This is a genomic window from Ensifer adhaerens, from assembly GCF_000697965.2.
Taxonomy (GTDB): domain Bacteria; phylum Pseudomonadota; class Alphaproteobacteria; order Rhizobiales; family Rhizobiaceae; genus Ensifer; species Ensifer adhaerens.
In genome coordinates this window covers 1,667,892-1,693,586 of the sequence record NZ_CP015881.1, presented here as the reverse complement: position 1 = coordinate 1,693,586, position 25,695 = coordinate 1,667,892, and the positions used below count along the sequence as shown (strand labels likewise).

25 protein-coding genes are annotated in these 25,695 nt (G+C 63.4%); 13 read left to right on the top strand and 12 right to left on the bottom strand.

What is annotated here, in order from left to right:
• The first annotated feature begins 52 nt into the window (after positions 1-52).
• Positions 53-931 (top strand): helix-turn-helix domain-containing protein, encoded by an 879-nt coding sequence (locus tag FA04_RS27345; protein WP_034787830.1) that lies wholly within the window; start codon positions 53-55, stop codon positions 929-931.
• Between the two features lie 36 nt (positions 932-967).
• Here the strand turns inward: FA04_RS27345 and FA04_RS27340 are convergent, their stop codons facing one another.
• Genes FA04_RS27340 through FA04_RS27325 form a run of 4 tightly spaced genes read right to left on the bottom strand, consistent with a single transcriptional unit; the run spans position 968 to position 4,925 of the window.
• Positions 968-2,092 (bottom strand): DmpA family aminopeptidase, encoded by a 1,125-nt coding sequence (locus FA04_RS27340; RefSeq protein ID WP_034787986.1) that lies wholly within the window; start codon positions 2,090-2,092, stop codon positions 968-970.
• A gap of 2 nt (positions 2,093-2,094) precedes the next feature.
• The gene (locus FA04_RS27335; RefSeq protein WP_034787988.1) at positions 2,095-2,925 is read right to left on the bottom strand and encodes an ABC transporter permease; all 831 of its coding nucleotides are present in this window, start codon (positions 2,923-2,925) and stop codon (positions 2,095-2,097) included.
• A 7-nt stretch (positions 2,926-2,932) separates the two neighbouring features.
• A complete protein-coding gene (locus FA04_RS27330) occupies positions 2,933-3,832 on the bottom strand; it encodes an ABC transporter permease (protein WP_034787833.1) in 900 nt (299 codons plus the stop codon).
• Position 3,833: 1 nt separating this feature from the next.
• The gene (locus FA04_RS27325; RefSeq protein WP_034787836.1) at positions 3,834-4,925 is read right to left on the bottom strand and encodes an ABC transporter ATP-binding protein; all 1,092 of its coding nucleotides are present in this window, start codon (positions 4,923-4,925) and stop codon (positions 3,834-3,836) included.
• Positions 4,926-5,087: 162 nt separating this feature from the next.
• Between FA04_RS27325 and FA04_RS27320 the strand changes: the two genes are divergently transcribed.
• Both FA04_RS27320 and FA04_RS27315 read left to right on the top strand, forming a co-directional pair.
• On the top strand, positions 5,088-6,167 hold the full coding sequence (locus FA04_RS27320) for a polyamine ABC transporter substrate-binding protein (protein ID WP_244497234.1): 1,080 nt from the start codon (positions 5,088-5,090) through the stop codon (positions 6,165-6,167).
• A 76-nt stretch (positions 6,168-6,243) separates the two neighbouring features.
• Positions 6,244-7,101, top strand: coding sequence for a MurR/RpiR family transcriptional regulator (locus FA04_RS27315; protein WP_034787843.1), 858 nt, complete (start codon positions 6,244-6,246; stop codon positions 7,099-7,101).
• 17 nt (positions 7,102-7,118) lie between these two features.
• Here the strand turns inward: FA04_RS27315 and FA04_RS27310 are convergent, their stop codons facing one another.
• From FA04_RS27310 to FA04_RS27285, 6 genes are all read right to left on the bottom strand, one after another.
• The gene (locus tag FA04_RS27310) at positions 7,119-8,417 is read right to left on the bottom strand and encodes an amidohydrolase family protein (protein ID WP_034787847.1); all 1,299 of its coding nucleotides are present in this window, start codon (positions 8,415-8,417) and stop codon (positions 7,119-7,121) included.
• 45 nt (positions 8,418-8,462) lie between these two features.
• Positions 8,463-9,422 carry a GlxA family transcriptional regulator gene (locus tag FA04_RS27305; RefSeq protein ID WP_034787850.1) on the bottom strand — a complete coding sequence of 320 codons (960 nt, stop codon included), beginning with the start codon at positions 9,420-9,422 and terminating at the stop codon, positions 8,463-8,465.
• Positions 9,422-10,417, bottom strand: coding sequence for an SLAC1 anion channel family protein (locus tag FA04_RS27300; RefSeq protein ID WP_034787853.1), 996 nt, complete (start codon positions 10,415-10,417; stop codon positions 9,422-9,424). The genes FA04_RS27305 and FA04_RS27300 overlap by 1 nt, the downstream gene beginning before the upstream one ends.
• Before the next feature lie 157 nt (positions 10,418-10,574).
• Positions 10,575-11,336 carry a sulfite exporter TauE/SafE family protein gene (locus FA04_RS27295; protein ID WP_034787855.1) on the bottom strand — a complete coding sequence of 254 codons (762 nt, stop codon included), beginning with the start codon at positions 11,334-11,336 and terminating at the stop codon, positions 10,575-10,577.
• Positions 11,337-11,364: 28 nt separating this feature from the next.
• A complete protein-coding gene (locus FA04_RS27290) occupies positions 11,365-12,240 on the bottom strand; it encodes an MBL fold metallo-hydrolase (protein WP_034787862.1) in 876 nt (291 codons plus the stop codon).
• Complete coding sequence (locus FA04_RS27285) at positions 12,233-13,729, bottom strand: aminotransferase class V-fold PLP-dependent enzyme (RefSeq protein ID WP_082566296.1); 1,497 nt, start codon at positions 13,727-13,729, stop codon at positions 12,233-12,235. The genes FA04_RS27290 and FA04_RS27285 overlap by 8 nt, the downstream gene beginning before the upstream one ends.
• Positions 13,730-13,829: 100 nt before the next feature.
• Between FA04_RS27285 and FA04_RS27280 the strand changes: the two genes are divergently transcribed.
• The gene (locus FA04_RS27280; protein ID WP_034787865.1) at positions 13,830-14,312 is read left to right on the top strand and encodes an Lrp/AsnC family transcriptional regulator; all 483 of its coding nucleotides are present in this window, start codon (positions 13,830-13,832) and stop codon (positions 14,310-14,312) included.
• A gap of 33 nt (positions 14,313-14,345) precedes the next feature.
• On the opposite strand, the gene FA04_RS27275 is transcribed toward FA04_RS27280, so the two are convergent.
• Both FA04_RS27275 and uxuA read right to left on the bottom strand, forming a co-directional pair.
• Positions 14,346-15,038, bottom strand: coding sequence for an RraA family protein (locus FA04_RS27275; RefSeq protein WP_034787868.1), 693 nt, complete (start codon positions 15,036-15,038; stop codon positions 14,346-14,348).
• 8 nt (positions 15,039-15,046) lie between these two features.
• Positions 15,047-16,237, bottom strand: a complete 1,191-nt coding sequence (gene uxuA, locus FA04_RS27270; RefSeq protein WP_034787871.1) for a mannonate dehydratase — start codon at positions 16,235-16,237, stop codon at positions 15,047-15,049.
• A 201-nt stretch (positions 16,238-16,438) separates the two neighbouring features.
• On the opposite strand from uxuA, the gene FA04_RS27265 reads away from it, so the two are divergent.
• The 9 genes from FA04_RS27265 to FA04_RS27225 all read left to right on the top strand — a co-directional run bounded on the left by FA04_RS27265 (position 16,439) and on the right by FA04_RS27225 (position 25,694).
• On the top strand, positions 16,439-17,182 hold the full coding sequence (locus FA04_RS27265) for a FadR/GntR family transcriptional regulator (RefSeq protein ID WP_051659113.1): 744 nt from the start codon (positions 16,439-16,441) through the stop codon (positions 17,180-17,182).
• 111 nt (positions 17,183-17,293) lie between these two features.
• Positions 17,294-18,253 (top strand): substrate-binding domain-containing protein, encoded by a 960-nt coding sequence (locus FA04_RS27260; protein WP_051659114.1) that lies wholly within the window; start codon positions 17,294-17,296, stop codon positions 18,251-18,253.
• Between the two features lie 74 nt (positions 18,254-18,327).
• Positions 18,328-19,872: a sugar ABC transporter ATP-binding protein gene (locus FA04_RS27255; protein ID WP_082566297.1), complete on the top strand. Its 1,545-nt coding sequence runs from the start codon at positions 18,328-18,330 to the stop codon at positions 19,870-19,872.
• The gene (locus FA04_RS27250) at positions 19,869-20,861 is read left to right on the top strand and encodes an ABC transporter permease (RefSeq protein ID WP_034787896.1); all 993 of its coding nucleotides are present in this window, start codon (positions 19,869-19,871) and stop codon (positions 20,859-20,861) included. Before FA04_RS27255 ends, FA04_RS27250 begins: the two co-directional genes overlap by 4 nt.
• Before the next feature lie 108 nt (positions 20,862-20,969).
• Positions 20,970-21,755: an SDR family NAD(P)-dependent oxidoreductase gene (locus FA04_RS27245; protein WP_034787900.1), complete on the top strand. Its 786-nt coding sequence runs from the start codon at positions 20,970-20,972 to the stop codon at positions 21,753-21,755.
• A 19-nt stretch (positions 21,756-21,774) separates the two neighbouring features.
• Positions 21,775-22,887, top strand: coding sequence for a mannonate dehydratase (locus FA04_RS27240; protein WP_034787903.1), 1,113 nt, complete (start codon positions 21,775-21,777; stop codon positions 22,885-22,887).
• A 9-nt stretch (positions 22,888-22,896) separates the two neighbouring features.
• Positions 22,897-23,790, top strand: coding sequence for an SMP-30/gluconolactonase/LRE family protein (locus FA04_RS27235; protein ID WP_034787905.1), 894 nt, complete (start codon positions 22,897-22,899; stop codon positions 23,788-23,790).
• A complete protein-coding gene (locus FA04_RS27230) occupies positions 23,787-24,809 on the top strand; it encodes a hypothetical protein (protein WP_034787909.1) in 1,023 nt (340 codons plus the stop codon). Before FA04_RS27235 ends, FA04_RS27230 begins: the two co-directional genes overlap by 4 nt.
• Before the next feature lie 42 nt (positions 24,810-24,851).
• Entirely contained in the window at positions 24,852-25,694 is an 843-nt protein-coding gene (locus FA04_RS27225; RefSeq protein ID WP_034787913.1) for a fumarylacetoacetate hydrolase family protein, read from the top strand.
• Position 25,695 lies beyond the last annotated feature (1 nt).

Here is a 25,695-nt window from a genome sequence, read left to right as displayed (position 1 = left end):
GCAGCGGCCATGGACAGAATGGCAAAATGACTTGGACTTTTTCGGGTGGAGCATGAGCAGCAGCATTCCAAGTTTCTTCGTCTATGGCGAACCGGAGCAGAAGGTCGAGCCCGGGTTCTTCCATGTCGAGACGGTGATGGCGCGGCGGAACCTGCATCAGGGCCAGGTCAAGGCGCACAAGCACGACCAGATGGGACAGATCACCTACTGGCTGAGCGGCGGGGGAACTTACTTCATCGACGACAAGCCTTTGGACTTTTCCGCACCCGCCATCAGCTTCGTGCCGAGCGGCATCGTGCACGGGTTTTCGGTCGATCCAGAGACGAGCGACGCGATCGTCGTCTCGATTGCCGATGGTGCGCTGCTCTCCATCCGCGAGCAAACGACGCTGGGGCTCGATACGCCGATGATGATCCGTGGCGACGGTGAAGACCGGCATTGGCGCCGTCTTGCGGAACTGCTCGATATCGTCGCTGATGAGTACGCCTGCGGTGCCACGGGCGCGCAGCGGATGCTGGCGTCTCTGGTCGCCGCCGTGCTGACCCAGATCGCCCGCCTGGCAGCCGCAGCACCGCCCACCGCCCAGCCGACACAGGCGATGCTGGCCACGGAACTGCGCCGGCTCATCGATCTGCGTTTCCGCGAGAACTGGAGCGTCGGGCACTACACCGATGCGCTCGCCACGACGCCGCACCTGCTTGCCAAGGCGAGCAGGGATGCCTTCGGCATGCAGGTGAAGGAACTGATCAACGAGCGGCGATTGCTTGAGGCCAAGCGCCTGCTGCTCTTTACGGTCCGGCCACTCGAAGACATTGCCTATGAGATCGGCTTTGCCGACGCCGCCTATTTCTCGCGCTTCTTCCGCCTGAGGGTCGGCGAAGCCCCGAGCGACTGGCGCCGTGCGCGGTTGAACTCGCCTGGAGCCGGCTAAGTCACCGGCTCCGAGAGGTATCGCCAAGTCCGTCGGTTATCGGCCATAGGCCCGCATAACCGCCATCAGAGGCTCATGCCGGATCGCCTGGATCTTGAAGCGATCATGGGCTGTACCGCCGGAATCTTCGGCCGCGATCATCGCGTTCACCACTGCTTCTTCGACGCTGTCGACGGTCGCGAGATAGACGGGGTCAAGCAGCTCGTCGTTGACGATTTCCAGCGACAGTCGCGGCGGCGCCCTGTGGGCCATCGGCTGGGTGTTGGCTGTGGAGAAGGCGAGGAAGATGTCGCCGGAATTGTTGCCGCCGGGCGTGCCGTTGCGGCCGATGCCGATCGCCGCCCGTCGCGCCAGGCGCTTGAGTTGATGCGGTGCCATCGGCAGGTCGGTCGCGATCACGACGATGATCGAGCCGCGCTCCTGCATCTGGCTTTGCGGCGTGCCGTCGCGCATGTGTTCGCCGACCGGAACGCCGCGGATCGTTAGCCAGTCGCGTTGCCCGTGATTGGCTTGGACCAGCGTGCCGATCGTGTAGTCGCGGCCGCCGAATTCAACGACGCGCGAGGCGGTGCCGGTGCCGCCCTTGAAGCCATAGGCGATCATGCCGGTGCCGCCACCACAATTGCCTTCCTGGACCGGGCCGGACGCGGCAGCGTCGAGTGCGGCGTGCACATCGGCTTCCGTGATCGGCTGGCCGTTGATGTCATTCAAAACGCCGTCATAGGTTTCGGCGACCACCGGCATCAGCCAGAGGAAATCATCGGTGTCGTAGGTCGTCCTGTAGCGCTCCAGCATCCATTGGATGGTGGCGTGGTGGGTCATGCCGACCGCATGGGTGTTGGTGATCATCACGGGTCCGAGGAAGAAGCCGCCGTCCTCGATCCAGTGGGTGCCGGTCATTTCGCCGTTGCCGTTGAAGCGGTGCACCCCGGCATAAACCGGGACCGGTGTTTCCGATCCGGCATGCGGCAGGATGGCGGTGACGCCGGTGCGCACCGGGCGCTTTCGGCCGGGTCGCGGCGTTTGCTCCTCGATAGTGCGGAAGCCGACGGCAATGCCTTCGACATCCGTGATGGCGTTGAAGCGGCCGGTGCGGCCGGCAAAGGGCAGGCCGATATCGCGGGCGCGGGCGCTGGAGGGCGTAGAGGTTTTGTCGTTCATGATCATTTCTGCCGGGAGCGAAGGTAAAGGCCGAGCGAGGCGACGACGAAGGAGAAGGTCAGCATCATCACGGCGATGGCGTTGATCTCCGGTTTGATGCCGCGCCGAAGCATGGAGAAGATGAACATCGGCAGCGTCGTGACATCGACGCCGGCGATGAAATAGGTGATGACGAGATCGTCCATCGAGATGATGAAGGCGAGCAGCGCGCCGCCGACGATCGCCGGGAAAAGCTGCGGCAGCACCACCCGACGAAAGGTCATCCATTCGTTGGCGCCGAGGTCGGCCGACGCGTGTTCCAACGTGCGATCCATGCCGGCAAGGCGGGCCGAGACGACGATGAAGACGTAGGAGATCAGGAAGGTGCACTGGCCGATGATGATCGTCGTCAGGCCCAGCCGGATGCCGGAATTGACGAAGAAGATCAGGAGCGCGATGCCGAGCACGATATCCGGCATCAGCATCGGCATGAACATCACCACCCGGTAGAAGCGCTGGCCGACAAATTCGAAGCGGTAGAGCGCAATCGCGATCGCCGTGCCGAAGACGGTTGCAATGGCCGTTGTCGAGGCGGCGATGACCAGGCTGTTCCACACCGCCTGCAGCAGCTGCCCCGTCGATTCGATGTAGAGCGCGCTCTCGGAGACCTTGGTCTTGAAGCCGAGAACCTGAGCGTACCATTCGGTGGTGAACCCGGTCCAGGTCATCATGTTCACCGGATTGGCGTTGAACGAATAGACGGCGATGACCACGAGCGGGATGTAGATGAAGGCGAAGAACAAGCCGGTGTAGGCAAGCAGGCCACCGGTAAAAAGGGATCGAGCGATCTTCATGGGCGCCTCACCGTGCCAGTGCGGCGGCAGCGCCGCGCCGTCCGGAAAGGATGACATGGGCGATCATCATGATCAGCATGACGCTCATCACCATCATCGCCAGTGCTGCACCGAAGGGCCAGTTGCGGGCGGCGAGGAACTGCTGCTCGATGAGGTTGCCGAACATCATCACCTTGGCGCCACCAAGCACCGCCGGCACGACGAAGTTGCCGAGCGCCGGGATGAAGACGATGACGGAGCCGCCGGCGATGCCGGGTGCGGTCAAGGGCAGGATGATGCGCAAGAAGGTGCGCACGGGGCCGGCGCCGAGATCGAGCGAGGCGCGCACCAGCGTCCAGTCGAGTTTCTCGACGCTGGCATAGACGGGCATGAACATGAAGGGAATGAACACATAGGTCATGCCGAGGATGATCGCGCCCTTGGTGTAGATCAGGTCGAGCGGCCGTTCGATCAGCCCCGTGGATAGAAGCACTTCGTTGACGAGGCCGGTCTGGCGCAGGATCAGCACCCAGACGAACAGCCGCACGATCAGACTGGTGAAGAAGGGCAGTGTGATCAGGAACAGGCAGAAGTTCTTCCAGCGGTCGGAAAGCCGGGCGATGCAGAAGGCCGCGGGGTAGCAGACGAGGAGGGTCGCGAGCACCGTAAGGGCCGCGATCTCGATCGAGCGCAGGAAGATCGCGATGTAGATCGGATCGAACTCCTCGAACATCGGATCGGCGAAGCCGAGAATGCGGCCGAAATTATGCGGGTAGAAGGTCCATTCCACCCCGCCATAAAGGCCGGGTGCGAGAAAGCTGGTCACGATCATGATCGCGAGCGGCCCGAGGAAGAAGACGGCGAGAAAGGCCGAGACGGGCCCGAGCAGGAGTGCAAGCTGGAAGCGGCGGCGACTGGCGATCGTCATCTTAGGCACCTGCGCTTTCGCCAATCAGGTGTACGGCGGCTGGATCATAGGCAAGTCGCGCCTTACGGGTCTGCTCGACCGTGCCAACGAGGCTGCGGCGGTTGGCCGGAATCTCGGCGACGACCTTGCGGCCCTCGGCGGTGCGACCGAACAGCTCGAAGGTGGAGCCGACGAAGACGATCTGGTCGAGATCGACGTCGATCGTCGGGAAGGGAGCGTTGTCCTCGGCGAGGAAGAACTGTTCCGGACGGATCAGCGCCGTTGCCTCTGCCGAAATCTTCCGCTCGCAGGGCCGGTGGCGGATCGCCATGCCGTCAGCCGTCATCAACCGGTCGCCGTCGAGCCTGCCTTCGAACAGATTGCTGGCGCCGATGAACGTTGCAACGAACGTGTTGACCGGATGGTCGTAGATGGCGCGAGGCGTATCGAGCTGCTGGATGCGCCCGCCTGATAGCACGGCAACGCGATCCGACATCGTCAGCGCTTCCTGCTGGTCATGGGTGACGAAGATGAAGGAGATGCCAAGCTCGTTCTGCAGCGTCTTGAGTTCGATCTGCATGGCCTGGCGCAGGTTCTTGTCGAGCGCCGACAGCGGTTCGTCGAGCAAAAGCAGCTTCGGCCGGGCGATGATGGCGCGGGCGAGCGCCACCCGCTGCTGCTGGCCGCCGGAGAGCTGGCGCGGCTTGCGTGCTTCCATGCCTTCGAGCCCGACCATCTTCAGGGCGGACGCGACCTTTTCCCGGCGCTGCGGCTTGGCAACGCCCGCCACCTCCAGCGAGTAGGCGACGTTTTCGCCGACGGTCATATGTGGAAACAGGGCGTAGTTCTGGAAGACGGTGTTGACCGGGCGACGATAGGGCGGCCGGTCGGTCATGTCCTCGCCGTCGATCAGGATCGAGCCGCCGTCGAGTTCGACGAAGCCGCTGATCGCCTGCAGCAGTGTCGTCTTGCCGCAACCGGAGGGACCGAGCAAGGTCAGGAATTCGTTGCGGCGGACATCGAGATTTATACGGTCGAGAGCGGTCACGGTGCCGCCTTCCGGAGTGGTAAAGGCCTTGCTCGCCTCCACCAGCCGGACGATGGAATTCTGCATACTTCTGTTCCCCAAAATGTTATGCAAATAACGCTTGTGCGTTTTCGATATATGGATACCATTTGCCTATCGGAGTCAACGGCCACGAGAAGCCGTGATCCGGAAGCGGCCGGTCAAGATCGTGTCAGGCCGTCCGGCCAGAACCATCAGAGGAGAATTTCGATGACGATGACAAACGGGAGGACCCGCGGGGGCAGGAGAGCCTTCGCGACCCGTGCGCGCACAGTGGCACTGTCCCTCGCGACGCTGACAGCCCTTTTCGGCACGGCGCAAGCGGCCGAGCTCAACATCTACAACTGGGGCGAATACATCAATCCGGCTGTCCTCAAGAAGTTCGAGGAGGAGACCCAGATCAAGGTCAACCTCTCGACCTATTCCTCCAACGAGGAGATGCTGGCGAAGATCCAGGGTGGCGCCACGGGTTACGACATCGTCTTCCCGTCGGTGCACATGCAGGACATCATGGCCAAGCTCGACCTGCTCGAAAAGACCGACATCAACACCTATGAGGGCTTCAAGAATATCGACCCGACGTTCCTGCGCGCCAAGAGCGACCCGAAGGGCGAATATTGCCTGCCCTATGCCTTCGGTACGGTCGGTATCCTTTATAACCGCACGCTGCTCGGCAAGGACGTGACCGGCTGGCGCGACCTGATCGAAACCGTGAAGGCCAAAGGCCTGAAATTCACGCTGCTTGACGACATGCGCGAGGTGCTGTCGGTCGGCCTCATCCTCAATGGCCACAAGGTCAATTCCACCGACCCTGCCGAATTGCAGCAGGCGGCCGATACGATCATCGCCATGAAGCCGGATGTCGCCGCCTTCACCTATGACACCCGCCCGATGGTCGCGGCCGGCGATGTGGCGGCCGGTCATTTCTTCGTCGGCTCGATGGTCGACGTCTTCGGCAATCCGAAGGATCTCGGCTACGTGATCCCGGAGGAAGGCGCGACGATGTATCAGGAGGATATCTGCGTTCTGAAGACCGCGCCGAACAAGGAGAACGCCGTAAAGTTCATGCAGTTCTACACGCGTCCCGAAGTGGCGGCGCTCAACATCGAGCAGCAGACGAACGGCACGGCCAACGTGCCTGCGCGGCAATTGACCCCCGAGCAGATCAAGAATAGCAAGGAAATCAACCCGCCGCCGGAAACCATGCAGAAGCTGCAGATCTTCGAAGATCTCGGCCCCGGCGTGCGCCAGCTCGATCGGGTCTGGACGAAGGTGAAGACGGCGCAATAAACAGGCGATGCGACGGAGCGGGATATGCGGCGCTAGCTTGCCGGCGTCCCGCTCCGATCATGCAAGGGGAGGGGACGTGGCGCAGCGAATCCTGAAGCTGGTGCGCAGCGACGAGCTCAGACGCTCGAAATCTGATAAGCTCATCGCCAACTACATCGAGCGTAATCTGGCCGACATTCCCTTCGAGACGGCGCGTTCGATCGCGACCCGGCTTGAAGTTTCGCCGATGACGGTCGGGCGTTATCTTCGGCGCATGGGCTTCGACGGTCTCGACGAGCTGAAACTGGAGCTTCGGCGCGACGGCTCCAACAATCCTGCCTGGCAGGTGAAGGGATCGGTTGGCCGTCTGCGCGACGACAACCGCGAAGGCAAGCTGCTTGCCGGCCTGATCCAGCAGCAGATCGACAATCTCGGCATGATCTATGAGTTGACGACCGCGCCGGAATGGCAGCAGGCGATCGACGCTCTGATTGCTGCCAGCGAGGTCTATGTCGCTGCCTACCAGAACGTACGCGGCATCGCGCAGTATTTCGCGAGCCAGCTATCCTATACCCGGTCGCGGGTGCAGTTCGTCGATGGCCTCAACGGCACCTATGCCGAGCTGCTCGACGGTTCCGTCGAGGGACGCGTGCTGTTCCTGCACGACGTACGCCGCTTCGCCGCCAAGGCGCGGCCCTTGGCGGAGGAGGCGCGTCGGGCCGGCGTCAAGGTCATCCTCTTCACCGACGAGTTCTGCCCCTGGGCGCCGGAGGTCTCCGACATCTGCCTCGTCGTGCCCGGGTCCCATGGTCCGCTCTGGGATGGAGCAGCAACGACCGTCGCGGTCATGGACCTGCTTCTGAGCAACATCATCGTCGTCCTCGGCGACGAGGTCGGCGAGCGCGTCGCCCAGCTTACTCGGCTACAGAACGTCTTCGGCGACTTCGAGGATTGAAATCGAAGTCCGAAAGCTCAGGGCGCCGACGTCTGCGGGATGTAATCCAGCCCGATGTCGATGGAGGCCGGCCGGCCGTCGAGAAGCAGTTCGCTGATGCGCGGCGCCGTCCTGGCGATGACCTTGCCGTCCTTGACCACGCAGAGCCGGTTCGGTTTCAGCCGCAGCGCTTCGCTGACATCGGCCGCCTGCATCAGGACGAGGTCGGCCTTACAGCCGACGTCGAGGCCATAGCCTTCAAGGCCCATGGTTTTCGCTGCATTCACGGTGATGGCGTCGAAGATCTTGCGCTTGTCCTCGATCCCGCCCATCTGCGTCACGTGGATGGCCATGTGAGCCACTTCCAGCATGTCGCCCGAACCCATCGAGTACCAGGGATCCATGACGCAGTCGTGCCCGAAGGAAACGTTGAGGCCGGCCGCCATCAACTCGCGAACCCGCGTCATGCCGCGGCGCTTGGGATAGGTGTCGTGGCGTCCCTGCAGCATGATGTTGATCAGCGGATTGGGGATCACGTTGATCTCCGCCTCCGCCATCAGCGGGATCAGCTTGGAGACATAGTAGTTGTCCATCGAGTGCATCGAAGTCAGGTGCGATCCGGCGACGCGGCCCTGAAGTCCGAAACGGACCGTTTGAGCCGCCAGCGTCTCGATGTGGCGCGACATCGGATCGTCGGTCTCGTCGCAATGCATGTCGACCGGCAGGCCGCGGTCTGCGGCGATCCGGCAGAGCACTTCCACCGAGCGGGTGCCATCTTCCATCGTGCGCTCGAAATGCGGGATGCCGCCGACGATGCCGATGCCCATATCGAGTGCGCGGTTCAGTGAAGCCTCGCCGTCGGCCGCGCGAAAATAGCCGTCCTGCGGGAAGGCGACGAGCTGCAGGTCGATATAGGGCGCGACCTTCTCCTTTACCTCCAGCAGTGCCTCGGCCGTCACCAGCCGTGGATCGGAGGTGTCGACGTGGCTGCGGATGGCAAGAAGGCCCTGGCTGACGGCGAGGTCGCAATAGCGCAGCGCCCGCGCGACCAGCGCCTCCTTGGTCAACATCGGGCGCAGCTCGCCCCAGAGCGCGATGCCTTCCAGCAGCGTGCCGGAGACGTTCATGCGCGGCAGTCCGAGCGACAGCGTCGCGTCCATGTGGAAATGCGGGTCGCAGAAAGGCGGGCTGAGCAGGCGGCCGGTGGCGTCGATTTCTTCGCCCGCTGTCGCGGCAAGAGCCATCTCGATCGCTGCGATCTTGCCGCCCTTGACGCCGACATCGACGCCAAGCCGTCCGTCCGGAAGATTGGCATTGCGGATGATCAGGTCGAACATGCTGGTTTCTCCGGTGGCGGTAACGGCGCGGGCCTTGAGCGAGGCTTAGGAGCCGAAGCTCTTTCGATAAGCCGCCGGCGACGTGCCGAATCGACGAACGAAGGAACGACGGAAGGCGATATCGTCATGGAAGCCGATATCGGTCGCAATCTTTTTGAGCGGGATGCTTGTGTCTTCGGCCAATCTGCGCCCCGCCTCAAGCCGCATGCTCTCAACATAGTCAGCCGGCGTCATGCCCACCTCCTGCTTGAATTGCCTGGAGAAGTTTCGCTCGCTCATGCCGGTGCGCCTGGCGATCGCCCCGACACCGAGATCGGCAGAGAGGTTGTCGGCAATGTAGTCCTGCGCCGCGCGAATAGGGGTCTTCTGCGCAAGCTGGCCGGCAAGGAGCGTGCTGAACTGGGTCTGGCCGCCGGGTCGCTTGAGGAAGACAACAAGTTCACGCGCGACTTTCAAGGCGATGTGCAGGCCGAGATCCTTTTCGACGATGGCAAGTGCGAGGTCGATGCCGGCTGTCACGCCCGCCGAGGTCCAGACATTGCCGTCCTTGGTAAAGATGCGGTTGGGCTCGAGCTTCACCTCCGGAAAGCGCTTGCCGAATTCCGCCGCTTGCGACCAATGCGTCGTCGCCCGCCTGCCGTTCAACAGGCCCGCTTCGCCGAGCACGAAGGCGCCGGAGCATACCGATCCGAAGCGACTGGCACGGGCGGATGCGTCCTTCACCCAAGTCAGAAGCGATATCGGAAGCGGTCGTTCGTGAATGAGCGGGTCCCCGGCAACCAGCAGGGTATCGATGTCGGCAATGCCGTCATCCATCGCACGGTCGGGAAGGAGGGTCAGCCCGGAAGACCCACGCACCGGGGCGGTGGAGGCGCTGACGACCTCCACCGAATAATGGTCGGTGCCACTCTGACGGTTGGCCTCCGCGAACACGTCCGAAGGGCCGATAACGTCGAGGAGCTGGACGCCCTGCATTGCGACGATCGCGACTTTGTGAACGGCCATTAGCGAACCTCGAACAATCTGCCGGTGAGGATGATGCTGATCGTCCGATAGAAGACAACCGCAATCGCGCCAGCCAGAAACAGAAAGAACAGTCCAGCCAGCCCGGTGAGGACGGTGCTCTCGGCAGACGCAGCATACCGGAAGAAGGCGATCGAGAGCGCAGCAAGCGGAAAGCTGATCGCCCACCAGCCGACGCTGAAGGGGACATGGGAGCGGAATACCATCGGCGACAGGACGAGCATCAGAAACAGCGCGAAGTAGAACAGGACCGTGGCGAAGAGATCGACCGAACCCGTGACATTGGTATAGGCGAGGAAGCCGACGGCAAAGGGGGCGACCAGAACCATGAGAGACGGCCGAGCCAGCGCCGGAAGTGGATCTTCATGGCGCAACCGCGAGAAGATCAGCGCAATGAAGACTGCGGCGATGACGCTGCCGACCGAGAAGGCAAGCATGTTGACCTCATGTGCCCAGGCGAACGGCATGGCGTGGCCGGTAACGGCGATATCCAGAGTGGCGACACCGGGGATGAGCAGCGGCGGCAGCGTCGTATCGCGCGACTGTTGCCGGCCGAGGAAGCCCCTGGCGACGACATAAGCGAGGGCGAAGGTCAGCGCCGACGCAGCCGTCCAGACGACTTCTGACAGCAGCGGGCTATAGCGGTTCAGAAAAGCTGACTGCAGAAGCAAGCCGATTGCGACCGTTGCGAAGAAGTTGCTTTGAACCGGATGGGCGAATTCGGCGGCGACCGTGGCCGGATGGCGGTGCCACTTGAAAGCGTAGCCGAGCGCAAGGCTTAGAAAGATCGAAGTCCCGAGCCAGCCGACATATTCGCCGGGAAGGGCCGGCAGACCGATCGTCCTGGTGGCTTCGCGCCAGGCGAGGCTCAGGCCGGTTATGCCCATTACCGAGGCGAACAGGTTGATCGGAAGCTGCGAGATCGACCTGCGGGTCAACGGCGTGCTGTTCGAGAGGTCCATGGATTGAACGGTCATTGGATTATTCCTGTCCGAAAGAGTGCTGACAGGATTAAAACACGCCACGCCGTTGTCTTGAATGATCCAGATAGTACGATTCCGGACTCGCTGCGTATGTTTCCGGCCAAGGACCGATCAGTCGCGCCGTCATATGGATTGCGGACGGCGAAGCCGGTCACACGGCTCCGTAGCTGCGCCAGAGAACGTAAAGGCTGACGGAAAAGATGATCGCACGGAAAATCTTGGTCAGCGTATCGCGCTGGGTCGAAAGCTGCGTCGAAACGATCGTGCCGATCACGCCACCCGCGACGCCACCCAGGATGAAGTAGCCGGCGATGCGCCAATCCACCAATCCAGAGGCGGCATAGTTGATCGCGGTCGTCAGGCCGAAGGTGCCGACAGCAAGCAGCGACGTGCCCACAGCGTTGATGAGCGGCATGCCGGTCGCAAGCAGCAGTCCGGGAACGATGAGGAAACCGCCGCCGATGCCGAAGAAGCCGGAACAGGTGCCGGTCAGAAGCGCTGTCAAGCCGGTCTTGCCGTGTGTGCCGAGCGAAAGCGACTGCGGTGTCGCCGCCGTGTCGCACCTGACCTTCCGCATGGCGAAGCTGACGAACATCATCACGAGGCCGAAGAGGAACAGCAATCGCTGGCCATCGATCAGCTTGCCGAGGCTGGAGCCGAAAAAGGCGCCAAGCGAACCCGCGACCGTGAAGATCAGCGCGCAGCGCCACCAGAGATGACCGCGGAGCGCGTGGCTTATCAGGTTGAGATAGGCATTGGCGGAAACCGCAAGCGCTCCGGTGCCGAGCGCGGTGTGCACGTCGCGGATGCCGACGACATAGATCAGGAGCGGCGTCGCCAGGATCGAGCCGCCACCGCCGATCAGGCCGAGCGTGAAGCCGGTGAGCGAACCGGAGCCGATCGCAAGCAGCATCTGCTGGAAGGGGTCCGCCACGATGCCGCTACCCCCAGACCGAACCGGGCAGCGCGTCGAGCGGTATCTTCAGGTAGCGTCGGCCGTTGTCCTCGGCGACAGGGAGCTCGCCGCCACGCACGTTCACCTGCAGCGCGTACAGGATGAGCTTCGGCATCGGCAGGGTGCGGTCGCGCGCCTCGCGCAGGCCGACGAAATCGGCCTCGGACTTGCCGGCAACGTGCGGGTTCGTGGCCTTCTGTTCGGCGACCGTGCTTTCCCAGCGCGCCTCGCGGCCGCCGGGGCAATAGTCGTGGCCGGTGAAGAGCCGTGTTTCGTCCGGCAGTGCCAGAATGGCCTGGATCGAGCGCCAGAGGTCGGCAGCGCTTCCGCCCGGAAAGTCGGCGCGGGCCGAGCCGCTGTCGGGCATGAACAGCGTGTCGTGAATGAAGGCGGCGTCGCCGATCACGTAAGAGATCGAGGCGAGCGTATGTCCCGGCGAATGCATGACGTGGGCCTTGAGCTCACCGATCTGAAACGTCTCGCCGTCGGCAAACAGCCCGTCCCATTGCGAACCGTCGCAGGCGAAGTCCGGCCAGTTGTAGATCTCCTTCCAGATCCGCTGCACGCCCTTCACATGTTCGCCGATCGCCGTCGGCGCGCCGGTCTTCGCTTTGAGGTAGCGCGCCGCCGAGAAATGGTCGGCGTGCGGGTGGGTGTCGAGGATCCACTCGACCGTCAAACCCTTGGCGGCGATATGGTCGAGGATCGCATCGGCATTCCGCGTCGCGGTCGAGCCGGACTTTTCATCGAAGTCCAGCACCGGATCGATGATCGCGCATTTGCCCGTCGCCGGGTCGGCGACGACATATTGGATGCTGCCGGTGCGGGGATCGTAGAAGCCGGTCACATCGGGCTTATGCATAGGCGAGGGCCTCTTCAGCCGCGGCGCACGGGAAGAAGATCGCGCGGGCGGGGTCAAAATCGTAATCGGCTTCGAAGCTCGGGGCGTCGGCGGCGAGCTGCGTGACGCAATCAAGAATGTACTTCACCTTGTCTTCCGAAAGCAGCACGCTGAAGTTCAGCCGGGTGAAACCCGGCTTCTCGATTTCCTCGCCGGCAAGGATCGCCTGGCGGATCTGTTCGGAGTGCTCGGCATCGATCGACAGCAGCCGGTGAACGTAAGGTCCGGCGCAGGCGCAGCCGCCGCGCGCCTGGATGCCGAAGCGGTCGCTCAGCATGCGGGTGACGAGCTGCTGGTGGACATAGCCGCCCTTGCCGTTCCTGATGCGGAACGAAAAGATCGGCAGCCGGTCCGGTTCTTGCAAGCCGAGCAGTTCCAGTTGCGGAATGGCCCTCCAGGCGGCAAACGCCTGCTCCGCCAGTTCGCGGTTGCGCCGCTCCATGCTCTCAAGCCCGATCGCGTGTTTGACGATGAAGGCAAGGGCTGCACGGATGTCACCGACGACGTTCGGCGTTCCGGCCTCTTCGCGGGCCTCGATGTTGGCGCTGTAGTCGTGTGTATCCGGCGAAACGAACTTCACCGTGCCGCCGCCCGGCCAGGTCGGCTTGTCGGTCGTGACACTGTCGCGGCGAACGATCAGGATGCCGGAAGCACCCGGGCCACCGATGAACTTGTGCGGCGAGACGACGATGGCGTCGATCTCGGCACCGGAAACGGGAGACATGGCGATTGGAACATAGGGGCCGGCGCCGGCATAGTCCCAGATCATCTTCGCACCGGCAGCCTTGACCATGCGGGTGATCGCGGCCACGTCGCTGGTGATGCCGGTGATGTTCGAGCCGGCCGAGAGGGTACAGACTGTCAGGTCGGACGAGCCAACGCTCAGCGCTTTGCGAAGTTCCGTGAGGTCCGGTCCACCCGCCGGGCATTCGGCGATCTCAACGATCTCAGCGCCGCTTTCGCGCCAGGGCAGGATGTTGGAGTGGTGCTCGTAGGGGCCGATGATGACGCGGACGGTTTGGCCGGCAGCAACCGCGTCGCTAACGCCGACGAGCTTGACCAGACGGTTGATGCCGGAGGTCGCACCGGAGCCGGTGAAGATCACGGCATGGTCGGCCGTGGCGCCGCAGAATTCCCCGATCAGCGCCCGCGCTTCCCGCCGCATCCGGGTCATGAAGCCCCCGCAATAGGAGGCTTCGGTGTGGCTGTTGGCGTAGTAAGGCAGGACCTCTTCGAGCACGAAATCTTCGATCACGCGCAGCGCGCGGCCGGAGGCGACGTAGTCGGCATAGACCAGTGCCTTCGTGCCGTAGGGACCGGCGATCCGCGCCTTCGCTCCGACCAGGTCGTCGCGTAGCTCGGCGACGAGACCCGGCCGGTTCAGGGACTGGCGGAACCGGGCGAGCGGCGAGAGCGCCTCGCAGGGTTGGTGGACGGCGGGCACGATCATCGCGCTTACTCCTCGGAGCGGACATTGACAGCAATTGTAATCCCGTCCAGGGTCGAAAACCTCACCTATCTTCTGCGGTTTCATCGAGGAATTGTGTCAAATGATCGAATCGTCGCTCAAAATCGATGCTTTCGATCTGAACATTCTTACCGCATTGCAAAAAGATTCGTCGCTGTCGCAGCGGGATCTGGCCGAAAAGGTCGGCCTGTCGCAAAACGCCTGCTGGCGGCGCCTCCAGCGCCTGCAGGCAATCGGTGTGATCCGGGGCTCGCATGCAGACATCGATCTCGACGCTTTGGGGCTGGATCTCACCGTGTTCGTGATGATCCGCACCCGCCATCACTCCAAGGAATGGAGCGACGGTTTTCGGCAGCATGTCGAGCGGTTGCCGGAGGTGATCGATTTCTATCGCATCGGCGGGGATTGGGATTATCTGATCAAGGTGGTGACCCGCGGCATGCGCGGCTATGACACCTTCTACCAGAAGCTCATCACCAATTTCGACCTCGCCACGGTCACCGGCTTCTTCTCGATGGAGGCGATCATCAACGGTCGCCCCGTGGATCTGAGCCGGTTGAGGTGAGGCGCCGTCTCCCGGCACCTCATCATTCTGTCGTTACATGACGCCGAAGCGTTCGAAGGCCTCGACGGTGCTCATGCCGGCCTCGATCGCCAGCCGCACCTTGTTTTCAGTCTCGGCCTTTTCCAGCGCCAGCGCGATCGCCTCGCGCTCCGCCTCCTTCGGGATGACGAGCACGCCGTCGCGGTCGCCGAAGAGGATGTCGCCCGGCCGGATGCGGATGCCGCCGATCTCGATCGGGATGCCGTAGTCGACGACCTTGCCGCGTGGGCCCTGGTCCTGGGCGTAGGAGCCGTAGCAGAAGGTCGGGAAATCGAGCGCGAGAATGCCGGCGCTGTCGCGGCAATAGCCGTCGCAGATCGCACCGGCCGCCTTGAGTTTCATTGCTCGCGTCGACATCAGTTCGCCCCAGACCGCATAGCGCGGCGACGAGCCGGAACAGACGTAGATCTCGTTTTCCTTCAGGCTATCGAGTGCATGGAACATCAGGCCGAAAGGCTTGGCGCTGAATTCCGAATGGCCGCCGGCCTCAGCGGTCGCGAAAAAATCCGCCTCCAGCACGGGCATCGCGCGGCCCACAGCGACCATGTCGTCGCGCAGCGCCTTGATCTGCGGCGGCAGGAACTGGTGCTGCAGGCCCATCGTGTCGAGAATGTCGCCGACCACGGCCGTGAACAGCCGGCTGCGCATGGCGGTAAAGAGTTCGGTATCGTCTTCAAAATGTTTCATGTCTTCCCTCAATCCTTGTGCGCCATGGCCGTTGCAATGCCCTGCATGACGCCTCTGATTTCTGCGAGACCCTTCAAGCGCCCGATCAGCGAATAGCCGGGGTTGATCCGCTCCTTGCCGATGTCGTCTGCGAGCAGATGGCCGTGATCGGGCCGAAGCGGGATCTGCCAGTCGGTGCGACCCTCGCGGACGCGGCGCTCCTGCTCCTGCATCAACGCCAATATCACCGCGGGCATGTCGCTCGATCCGCCAAGATGGTCGGCCTCGTAGAAGGATCCGTCTTCTTCGCGCTGGACGTTGCGCAGATGGGCGAAATGGATGCGCGGGCCGAATTCGCGCACCATGGCCGGCAAATCGTTGTCGGCGCGTGTGCCGTAAGAGCCGGTGCAGAAGGTGATGCCGTTGGCCGGACTGTCGACGGCAGCGAGAATGCGCCGGACGTCGGCCGGCGTCGAAACGATCCGCGGCAGGCCATAGAGAGAGAAGGCTGGGTCATCCGGATGGATGCAGAGCCGGATACCGACTTCTTCTGCGACCGGCACGATCTCCCTGAGGAAGCGCGCGAGGTTCTCATGCAAGATGTCGGCGGTGACGCCATTATATTCCGAGAGGGCTGCGAGGAAGCTCGCCCGGTTGAACTGGCGCTCGGTGGCCGGAAGACCGGCGATCAGATTGCGTTCGATCCGGTCGATTTTCGCCTGGTCCATCTCGTCGAAACGCTGGCGGGCGGCGGCGATCTGCTGCGTTGAGTAGCTGTCCTCCACATGCGGACGCTGCAGGACGAAGAGGTCGTAAGCGGCAAAATCGACAGCATCGAAGCGCAGCGCAAAGCCGCCATTGGCCAAAGGCTGCATCAGTTCCGTGCGCGTCCAGTCGACCACCGGCATGAAGTTGTAGCAGACGATGCTGATGCCCGAACGTGCCAGGGCGCGAAGCGTATCCTTGTACCAGCCGATATAGCGATCGCTATCTGGCGTCGCGAGCTTGATCGAATTGTGCACCGGAATGCTCTCGACGACGCTCCAGCGCAGGCCGGCCGCCTCGATCAGCGCCTTCTGCTTAAGGATAGCCTCATCGGACCACGGCGAGCCGTCGTAAATGTGATGCAGCGCCGACACGATCCCTGTGGCGCCCGCCTGCCGGATGTGGCTGAGCGGCACCGGATCGTTGGGCCCGTACCAGCGAAAGCACTCTTCCATCAGTCTCATGCAGAACTCCTACCCGCTTCCGTGGCTATTGTTGGACCACGCCCGGCAATAATGTCCCATTGGTCCAACAATTCAAGTCTGAAAGCGGAGATTTCGCGTGAAAATCACCGATTAAGCTGAGACCTTAAAATTTTCGCTTGACGGAAACTGCAATCTGGACCAACAAATAAGGCATCGCAGGGAGGAGAGCCGGTGAGCAGTTCGGTAAGGGAAGAGGTGTTGTCGGGCGTCGAGGCCGTGGAGCCGGGCAAGACCTCGGCCGTCGATCGGCTGGTCGAGCAGATCCGCGACATGATTTCTGAGCGTGGCCTTGGTGTCGGTGACGCGTTGCCGACCGAGCGTGATCTCGGCGAACAGTTCCAGGCCGGCCGCAACACCGTGCGCGAGGCGCTGCAGGTGCTGCGCGCCTATGGCATGGTCGAGACCCGGCCGAAGGTGGGCGCCGTGATCAGCGGTGGCCACGGCGAGGCGATCCGCCGGCTCTTTGCCTTTCACAACGGTATCTCACCGGACTCGTTTCATGACCTGCAGGGCTTCCGCCGCATCATCGAGACCGGTGTCGGCGAACACATCATCCTGACGGCCAGCGACGCCGATTTCGACCGGCTCGATGCGATCAATTCCAGGATCCTTGAGGCCGAGAGCGTCGAGGCAGCCGCACAGTGCGACTATGAGTTCCATTCGGCGATCGTCGAACTCTCGGGCAACCGCACGACGCTTGCCGCCTATCACATGCTGCGTTCGGTGATCGAGGAGGTCATGCGGCTCGGCAAGGCCGAACGTCCGGTGCACGCGGCGACCTTCGAGGCGCATGCCGAGATCATCCGGGCGCTGAGGGCGCGCGACCGCATCGCCTATGTCTACCTGATGAGCCGTCATCTGGAGTTCGGCATCCGCTTCGTCGATGCCGTGCCGGGCAGCTCGCAGCCACGATAAACATTTGGAGATTGGGTCCGAACCGCGCTTCACGCGGTGCGGGCAGCCATTTGCCGGATTTTCGCCCGTTGGTCCGGCGGCACGAACAGGGCACTTGGGAGGAGAACCAATATGAGCAACATGAAACGTCTGGCGCTTGCCGCACTTCTTGCCACCGTCAGCTTTGCGCCGGGCGCAGCCTTTGCTGGCGGCAAGGCGATCGCTGGCATCGTCTTCCAGCAGGACCAGTATTTCCGCGGCATCCAGATCGGCATGGAGAAGGCTGCGGAAGCCGCCGGCGACGAGCTTCTCGCCGGCAACAGCGACAGCAAGCTGGAGAAGGAAGCGCAGCTCATCGACACCTACATCGCTCGCGGCGTGAACTCGATCGTCGTGGCGCCGCTTTCGGCCGATGCCTCGGTGCCGGCGCTGAAGAAGGCGCGTGATGCTGGCATCACGGTCGTCACCTACGGCACTTCGGCCAATGGCGACGTCGCCCAGGCGACGGTGACGAGCTCGGACCGCGATATCGGCATCGGCACAGGCAACGCCGCAACCGACTTCCTGAAGACCCTCGGCAATGGTGGCAAGGTCAAGATCGGCACGCTCGCCTTCAAGGCACTGCTGCCTGAACAGTCGAACGCCCGCGTCGACGGGTTCTTAAGCGTCGTCAAGGACCAGGTCGATATCGTCGCCCAGCAGGATGCCTGGCTTGCCGAAAAGGCGCTCGCGGTCGCAAGCGACATGCTGACGGCCAATCCCGATATCCAGGTGATCTACGCTGCCAACGAGGGCGGCACGATCGGTGCGGTCCAGGCCGTGAAAAAGGCAGGCCTCGAAGGCAAGGTCTTCGTCTTCGGCACCGACGGTTCCGAGCAGCTCGCCAACATGTTGCTGAATTCCGACAACGTACTGCAGGCAACGACGGCGCAGCAGCCGCTCGAGGTCGGCAAGCAGGCGATCGAAGCGGCACAGAACCTGCTCGACGGCAAGAAGATCGAGACCAAGGTCAACGTGCCGGTGCTGCCTCTGACGCGCGCCGATACGCAGGCGGTCGCGGCCTACAAGGAAGGCCTGAAGGCGCTGAAGTGATTGGGTTTTGACGTCAGCCGAGCGGCGGGACATCGCGCCCGCCACTCCCTCGTCTTGCACAGCAGGAAATCCGCATGAGCTATCCGCAACCGAGTTCAGCCGCGTTGCAAGGGGTGCAGGGACGGCTGGACTTTCGGGCCGTGACCAAGCGTTACGGTCCGACTGTCGCCCTCTCCGAATTCACCCACAGCTTCGCCCCCGGCCAGGTGCATGCCCTGATGGGCAAGAACGGCTCGGGCAAATCAACGCTCGTCAAGCTGCTTGCCGGCGTCACCGAGCCGACATCGGGCACGATCAGTGTCAATGGCGAGGATCGCCATTTCACCTCGCCGCATGATGCCTTTGCCGCCGGCATCGTCACCGTGCACCAGGAGCTCTCGCTGGTGCCGGAGCTTTCTGTCGGCGAGAACATCTTTCTCGGCCGGCTGCCGCATCGGCGTCGCGCCGGTTTCAGCGTCGTCGACTGGGCGGGCCTGCACAAGCGCGCCGGCGAATTGCTTGCCGACATGGGGCTTGCGATCGATTCCCGCCAGCCGGTTTCGGCGCTGAGCGTCGGCCAGCAGCAGGTGGTGGAAATCGTCAAGGCGATGTCCTTCAACCCGTCGATCCTGCTCTTGGACGAACCGACCTCGGCGCTGGCGTCGCGCGAGGTCAAGCAGCTCTTCGCACTGATCGAACGGCTGCGCGCCCGCGGCGTGACGATGATCTACATCACCCATCGGATGAGCGAGCTTTTCGAGATTGCCGATACCTGCACGGTGATCCGCGACGGCCATTACATCGGCGCGGTCGAGATGAAGGCGACGACGCCTTCGGCGATCGTCGGCATGATGTTCGGCGATGCCGCCCGCGCAACGCGGCCGCCGCGGCGCACGCTCGATCGCACCCGGCCGGTGCTCGAGGTGCGGGATCTCAGCCGCTCCGGGCATTTTCAGAATGTTTCTTTCGATCTCTATCCGGGCGAAATCCTCGGAATCGCCGGCCTGCTCGGCGCCGGGCGCACCGAACTGATGAGGGCGATCTTCGGCGCCGACCGGATCGACAGCGGTTCAGTGACGTTCAACAGTCGCGATATGACCGGTGCCAGCCCACGCGACATGCGCAAGGCGGGACTCGGCTACACGCCGGAAAATCGCAAGGAGGTCGGCCTCGTGCAGTCGCTTTCGACCGCCGACAATCTCTGCATGGCGAGCCTCGGCCCGATCTCCAACAGAGGCTTCATTTCGCGCCGCCGCGAACAGCCGCACGTGCGCCGCCAGATCGCCGATCTGCACATCAAGTGCGGCGATCCGGAACTGCCCGTGTCGTCGCTGTCGGGCGGCAACCAGCAGAAGGTGGTGATCGGCAAATGGTTGAACCGGCAGCCGTCGGTGATGTTCTTCGATGAGCCGAGCCGCGGCGTCGACGTCCAGGCCAAGCGCCAGATCTTCGACATCATCTGGCAACAGGCCGCCGATGGCCTTGCCAGCCTCTTTGTCTCGACCGAGCTCGAGGAGGTGCTGGAAGTCGCCGACCGCATCCTCGTCATGCATCACGGCGCCGTCGTCGCCGAAGTGGATCCGACGAAAACCGACCTGACCGAACTCTACGGCCTGTGCATGGAAGGGGCCAAGCAATGACACTCGTGAGCCAGACCACGGAAACAGGCGGACAGAACACGCCGCTCAAGTTTCTGAAAACCTACCCGATGGAGATCATTCTCGCCGCATTGGTGATTTTCCTGATCTTCGTCGCACCAGGCTTCGCCTCCACCAGCAACGTCTTGAACGTGCTGCGCACCGTCTCGATGCTCGGCATCATCGCCTTCGGCATGACGGCGGTTATCATCAGCGGGGAGATCGATCTCTCGGTCGGCGCCGGTGCCGCGCTCGCCGGCTGCATCGTTGCCTGGTTCGCCGACCGTTTCACCGACACGTTCGGTGACTGGGGCGCGGTCACCGTCGGTTTTGCGGTGGCACTTCTGCTCGGCTTCTCGCTCGGCTATCTCACCGGCCGTTTCCGGCAGTGGTTCAACGTGCCGACCTTCATCACCACCCTGGCGCTTTTCGCGGCACTCCGCGGTGTCGCCAATTTGATCACCGGCGGCTTCCCGATGTCGTCCTTCCCGCTCGGTTTCGATTTCCTCGGCGGCGGTTATCTCTTCGGCATTCCGTTCCCGGTCTATATCTTTGCGCTGACCTTCGCGGCGATGCACTTCCTGATGAAGTACACAAGCTTCGGCCGTGAGGTTTACGCGGTCGGCGGCAACATGGAGGCGGCACGTCTCTCCGGCATCGACATCTGGAAGGTGAAGGCGCTGACATTGGGCCTGACCGGCGCGCTAACCGCCGTCTCCGGCACGCTGATCGCCTCGCAGATCGGGGCCGGCACCGGGACGACGGCGACCGGCATGGAACTCGACGTGATCGCGGCCGTCATCATCGGCGGTACCTCGCTCTTCGGCGGCAAGGGCCGGATCTGGGGCACGCTGATCGGGGTGCTCTTCCTTGGATGCATCTCCAACGGCATGACGCTGATGAATGTCAGCGAATATTGGCAATACGTCGTGCGCGGCGGGATCATCCTCGGCGCCGTGCTCCTGAACCAGGTTCTGGAACGGGTGCGCTGAGACCGGCGCGGGGTGTCCGCATCCCGCTCCCCCTTATGACCAACGATCACGCTTATGATCTCGGGTCGACGCCGGCCCGGATCATCGCGATCCATCGCGGAGACAATCATGACTGAATTCAAGGGAAAGATCGCGCTGGTCACCGGCACGTCCGGGATCGGGCTTGCCTCGGCGATCCGGCTCGCCTCGTCAGGCGCCACCGTGCTTGCCTGTGGCAACGACGTCGCCACCAACGAGATCTTCGACCGCATAGCCAAAGAGCGCGACTTGCCGATGTCGACCCGACTGACGGACGTTGCCGTGGAAGCAGAGGTCGAAGCGGCCGTGCGCGAGGCGGTGCTGCGCCACGGCGGCCTCGACATCATCGTCAATGCCGCCGCCGTTCACCCCTATGGCACCGTGCTCGACACCAGCGCCGAGACCTTTGCGCGCTGCCTGTCGGTCAATGTCGGCTCGATATATCTCACCGGCCGCTTCGGCATTCCGGAAATGATGAAGCGCGGCGGCGGCGCGATCGTCAACATCTCCTCGGTGCAGGGTCATGCCTGCCAGCAGAACGTCGCCGCCTATGTCGCTTCCAAGGGCGCGATCCATGCGCTGACCCGCGCCATGGCGCTCGATCATGCGGCGGCGAAGGTCCGGGTCAATTCGGTCAGCCCAGGCTCGGTGCGCACGCCGCTGCTATCGCTTGCAGCCCGCACCTATGGCGGCGAGGGCGTCAGCGAGGCGGAAGCCTTTGCCCGCTTCGGCGCTGCACACCCGATCGGCCGCATCGGCGAGCCGGAGGAGGTGGCCGAGCTGGTCGCTTATCTCGCCTCGGATCGCGCCGCCTTCGTCACCGGCTCGGACTTCCGCATCGACGGCGGCCTCACCGCCGGCATCGGCGTCAAATAATCGGATAGGAAACGACAAGATGAAAATCGGCCTTGGGCTCTACCGGGAGCAACTCACCCCGGATAACTTTCAGTTTGCCTTGCAGGCGGGCGCGACCCACGTCGTCGCGCATCTCACCAACTATTTCGCCGGCAAGGATCCGAAGATCGACAGTGGCGACCAGGGCGGCTGGGGTGATTGCTCCGGTGACCGGCTCTGGACTTACGAAGAGCTGTCGGCGCTGGTGAAGGACGTGCGGGCCGGTGGGCTGGAAGTGGCGGCGATCGAGAACTTCTCGCCGCGCTTCTGGCATGACGTGTTGCTCGACGGGCCAGAGCGGGCGCAGCAGATCGAGGGGCTGAAGCAGCTCATTCGCGACGCCGGTCGCGCCGGCATTCCCTGCATCGGCTACAATTTCTCGCTTGCCGGCGTCTATGGCTGGACCCGCGGCCCCTATGCCCGCGGCGGTGCGGAATCCGTCGGCTTCGGCGTCGAAAACAGCATCGCGCCAAGCCCGGATGCGCCGATCCCAGACGGCATGGTCTGGAACATGCGCTATCGTCGTGGCGTCGCCGGCGCTGCCTCCGTTTCCGTCAGCTCGGCGGAGCTCTGGGACCGCCTCAGCCACTTCCTGAAGGAGGTCGTGCCGGTCGCCGAGGAGGCGGGCGTGGTGCTCGGCGCTCACCCGGACGATCCGCCAGCCGAGGAACTGCGTGGCACCGCGCGGCTCGTCAACCGTCCGGAGAAGTACGACCGGCTGATGGCGATCGTCGACTCGCCCTCGAACGGGCTCGAACTCTGCCTCGGCTCGCTGCAGGAAATGCCGGGAGGGGATATCTACGAGCACGTTCGTCGTTTCGCCCGCTCCGGCCGCATCGGCTACATCCACTTCCGCAACGTACGCGGAAAGATGCCGCGTTATGTCGAGACCTTCGTCGACGAGGGCGATATCGACATGGCCGAAATCATCCGCATCCTGCGCGACGAAAACTACCAGGGTGTGATGATCCCCGACCATACGCCGGCCATGACCTGCGGCGCCTCCTGGCATGCGGGCAAGGCCTTTGCGCTCGGCTACATGAAGGCGCTTGTGCAGAATGCCGAGGCGCTCGGCCCCGCGCGTTCGATCCCGACAAGCATCGCAGCGGAATAGGAGGCGGAGATGGCCCGTGAGCTCGTCTGTGTCGCGCCCGTCGGCGACCGCTGCGGCGAGGGCGCCGTCTGGTCGGCGGAAGAGGCGGCGCTCTACTGGACCGACATCAACCGCTTTCTGATCCACCGCTATGACGAGGCGACGTGCGCGGTCAGGACGTGGCTCTTCGACGAGCCGGTGGTGGCGATCTCGCTGACCCGTGAAGATGGGCGTCTGCTCATCGCTCTCGGCTCGAAGCTCATATGGTGGTGGCCCGAAACCGACCGGCGGCAGGATCACGGCTTCGTCCTGCCCGGTTCACCGCGTGTTCGGCTGAATGACGGTCGCGCCGATCCCCTCGGAAACTTCTGGGTCGGCTCGATGAAGAACAACGTGCTTCCGGATGGCCAGCTTGGCGACGTTGCCCCGGGCGAGGGCATCCTCTACCGGATCGCACCCGATGGCACCGTCACCGAATGGCGGCATGGCCTCGGCATTTCCAACACGCTCTGCTGGAGCCCGGATCGAAGCACCTTCTACTTCGGCGATACGCTGGCAAACGAGATTTACGCCTTCGACTATCATGCCGTGGACGGCTCGATTTCCGGCGAACGACCCTTCTTCACCGGTTTCGATCTCGGCGCGCCCGACGGCTCGGCGATCGACAGCGAGGGGTTCCTCTGGAACTGCCGTTATGGCGGTGGCTGCATCGCCCGTGTTGCGCCGGATGGCAGCCTTGCCGAGACGATCGATATGCCGATCACCAACATCACCACCTGCACTTTCGGTGGCGCCGACCTGAAGACGCTTTACATCACCACGGCCGGTGCGGGGCCAGCCGAGCGTCTCGCCGGCAGCCTCTATGCCATGCGCGTCACGGTCGCCGGCATGCCGGAAAACCGGTTCGGGGCGGCTACAAAGTGAGCGCGGAGACCACACGGCGCGCGCTCGCCTGGGCGCATGGCTGCCTCTCGGTGCAGTCGCTCGGCGGCATGCTCGGCCCGGTGCTGTTCCTGCTTCCGGACGGGCGGCAAGTCAGCCCCTTGCAAGTTGCGCCTTGGGGCAACGATCCCGAGCGCGAGACGCTGCCGGAAATCCTGAAGGAATTGCGTGGCGAGTGGCCGTGTGTGCCTTTCGGCAGCGACGCCAGCCGCACGCTTCCTGCAGGCTGGTCCGTAGACGGTGAGAGTTTCGACGGCGCCGGCGTGCCGCATGGCCATAGCTCCAATGTCCATTGGGCGTGGGGTGCCTGCGACGACCGCCAGATAGCGATGGAATGCCATTATCCGGAGAACCATCCGATCCGACTGTTGCGGCGGCAGATCGTGCCGGATCCAAATGCGCCCTCCATCGACATCACCCTGGAAATCGAGGCCCGGCGTCCGTGCCGCCTGCCGATCGGCCTGCATCCGACGTTCCGACTGCCGAGCCGTCCCGGTTCGGTCACGATCGAACCCGGCGCCCATGATCGCGTCTGGAGTTTTCCCGGCGATGTCGAACCGGGCGCGGCTCTGTTCTCGCCCGATCGGCAATGGTTATCGCTCGGCAAGGTCGAGACGCGCAAAGGTGTCATGCTCGATGCGTCGCAGGTGCCGCTTGTCGAGGAGACCGAGGACCTGCTGCAGCTCTCGGGCATCGACGGCAGCCTGGCGCTTCACTATCGCGATGAAGGTTTTCGCGCGCGGCTCACTTGGCAGAACGAGCATTTCCCAAGCTTGCTGCTTTGGTACAGCAACCGCGGTCGCAAGGCCTACCCCTGGAATGGGCGGCACGTGGCGCTCGGCGTCGAGCCGATCGCATCCGCCTTCGATCTCGGACCGGCTGTCTCCACGGGCGACAGCCCCATCGCGGGCTCCGGCGTTGCAACGGCGATTGCCTTCGAACCCGATCAGACCTTCACCACCCGCTATCGGCTTTCCGTCGAAGCCGCTCCGATCGGCTGAATGGTCGCTCGCTGAGACATATCCAACTGAAAGGCCAAGAGAATGAAATTGTTGCGTCTCACCGTCGACGGCTCTGCCGTGCCCTGCATCCTCGACGGCGAGGGCAACGCGCGGGAGGTGTCTTCGCTCGTCCAGGACTTCACGGCGGAGACTTTGCCTGGTGTCTTGGCAGTGCTCTCCGGCGCCGATTTCGCGGCGCTCCCTGTGATGCCGGTGGTCGATGCGGACATCCTGCCGCCGGTCGCAAGGCCCGGTACAATCTGGTGCGTCGGCCTCAACTACTCCGACCATGCGGAAGAGGCGGGACTGCCAGTGCCGTCCGAACCGATCCTCTTCAACAAGGCGGCCGGCACCTATTGCGGCCCGAACGCACCGCTTCTCCACTCAGAGAAAATGTCGAAGCTGGACTGGGAGGTCGAGCTCGGCATCGTCATCGGCAAGCGGGCGCTCAACGTATCGCGCGCCGAGGCTATGGACCATGTCCTCGGCTTCACGATCGTCAACGACGTCTCCGAACGTGCCTGGCAGATGGAGCGCGGCGGGCAGTGGGTGAAGGGCAAGAGCTTCCCGAATTTCTGCCCGACGGGCCCCTGGCTTGTGACGAAAGACGAGGTTCCGGACCCGCAGGCCCTGTCGATGTGGCTCGACGTCAACGGCGAGCGCATGCAGGCGGGTACGACCGCGCGCATGATCTTCGACGTCGCGACCATCGTCTCCTACATGAGCGAATTCTGCGTGCTGGAGCCCGGCGATCTCATCTGCACCGGCACGCCCCCCGGCGTCGGCATGGGCAAGAAGCCGCCGCGCTATCTTGGGCCCGGTGACGTGGTCGAACTCGGTATCGATGGACTCGGCCGCCAGCGTCAGGTCGTTCAATCCCTCTAGA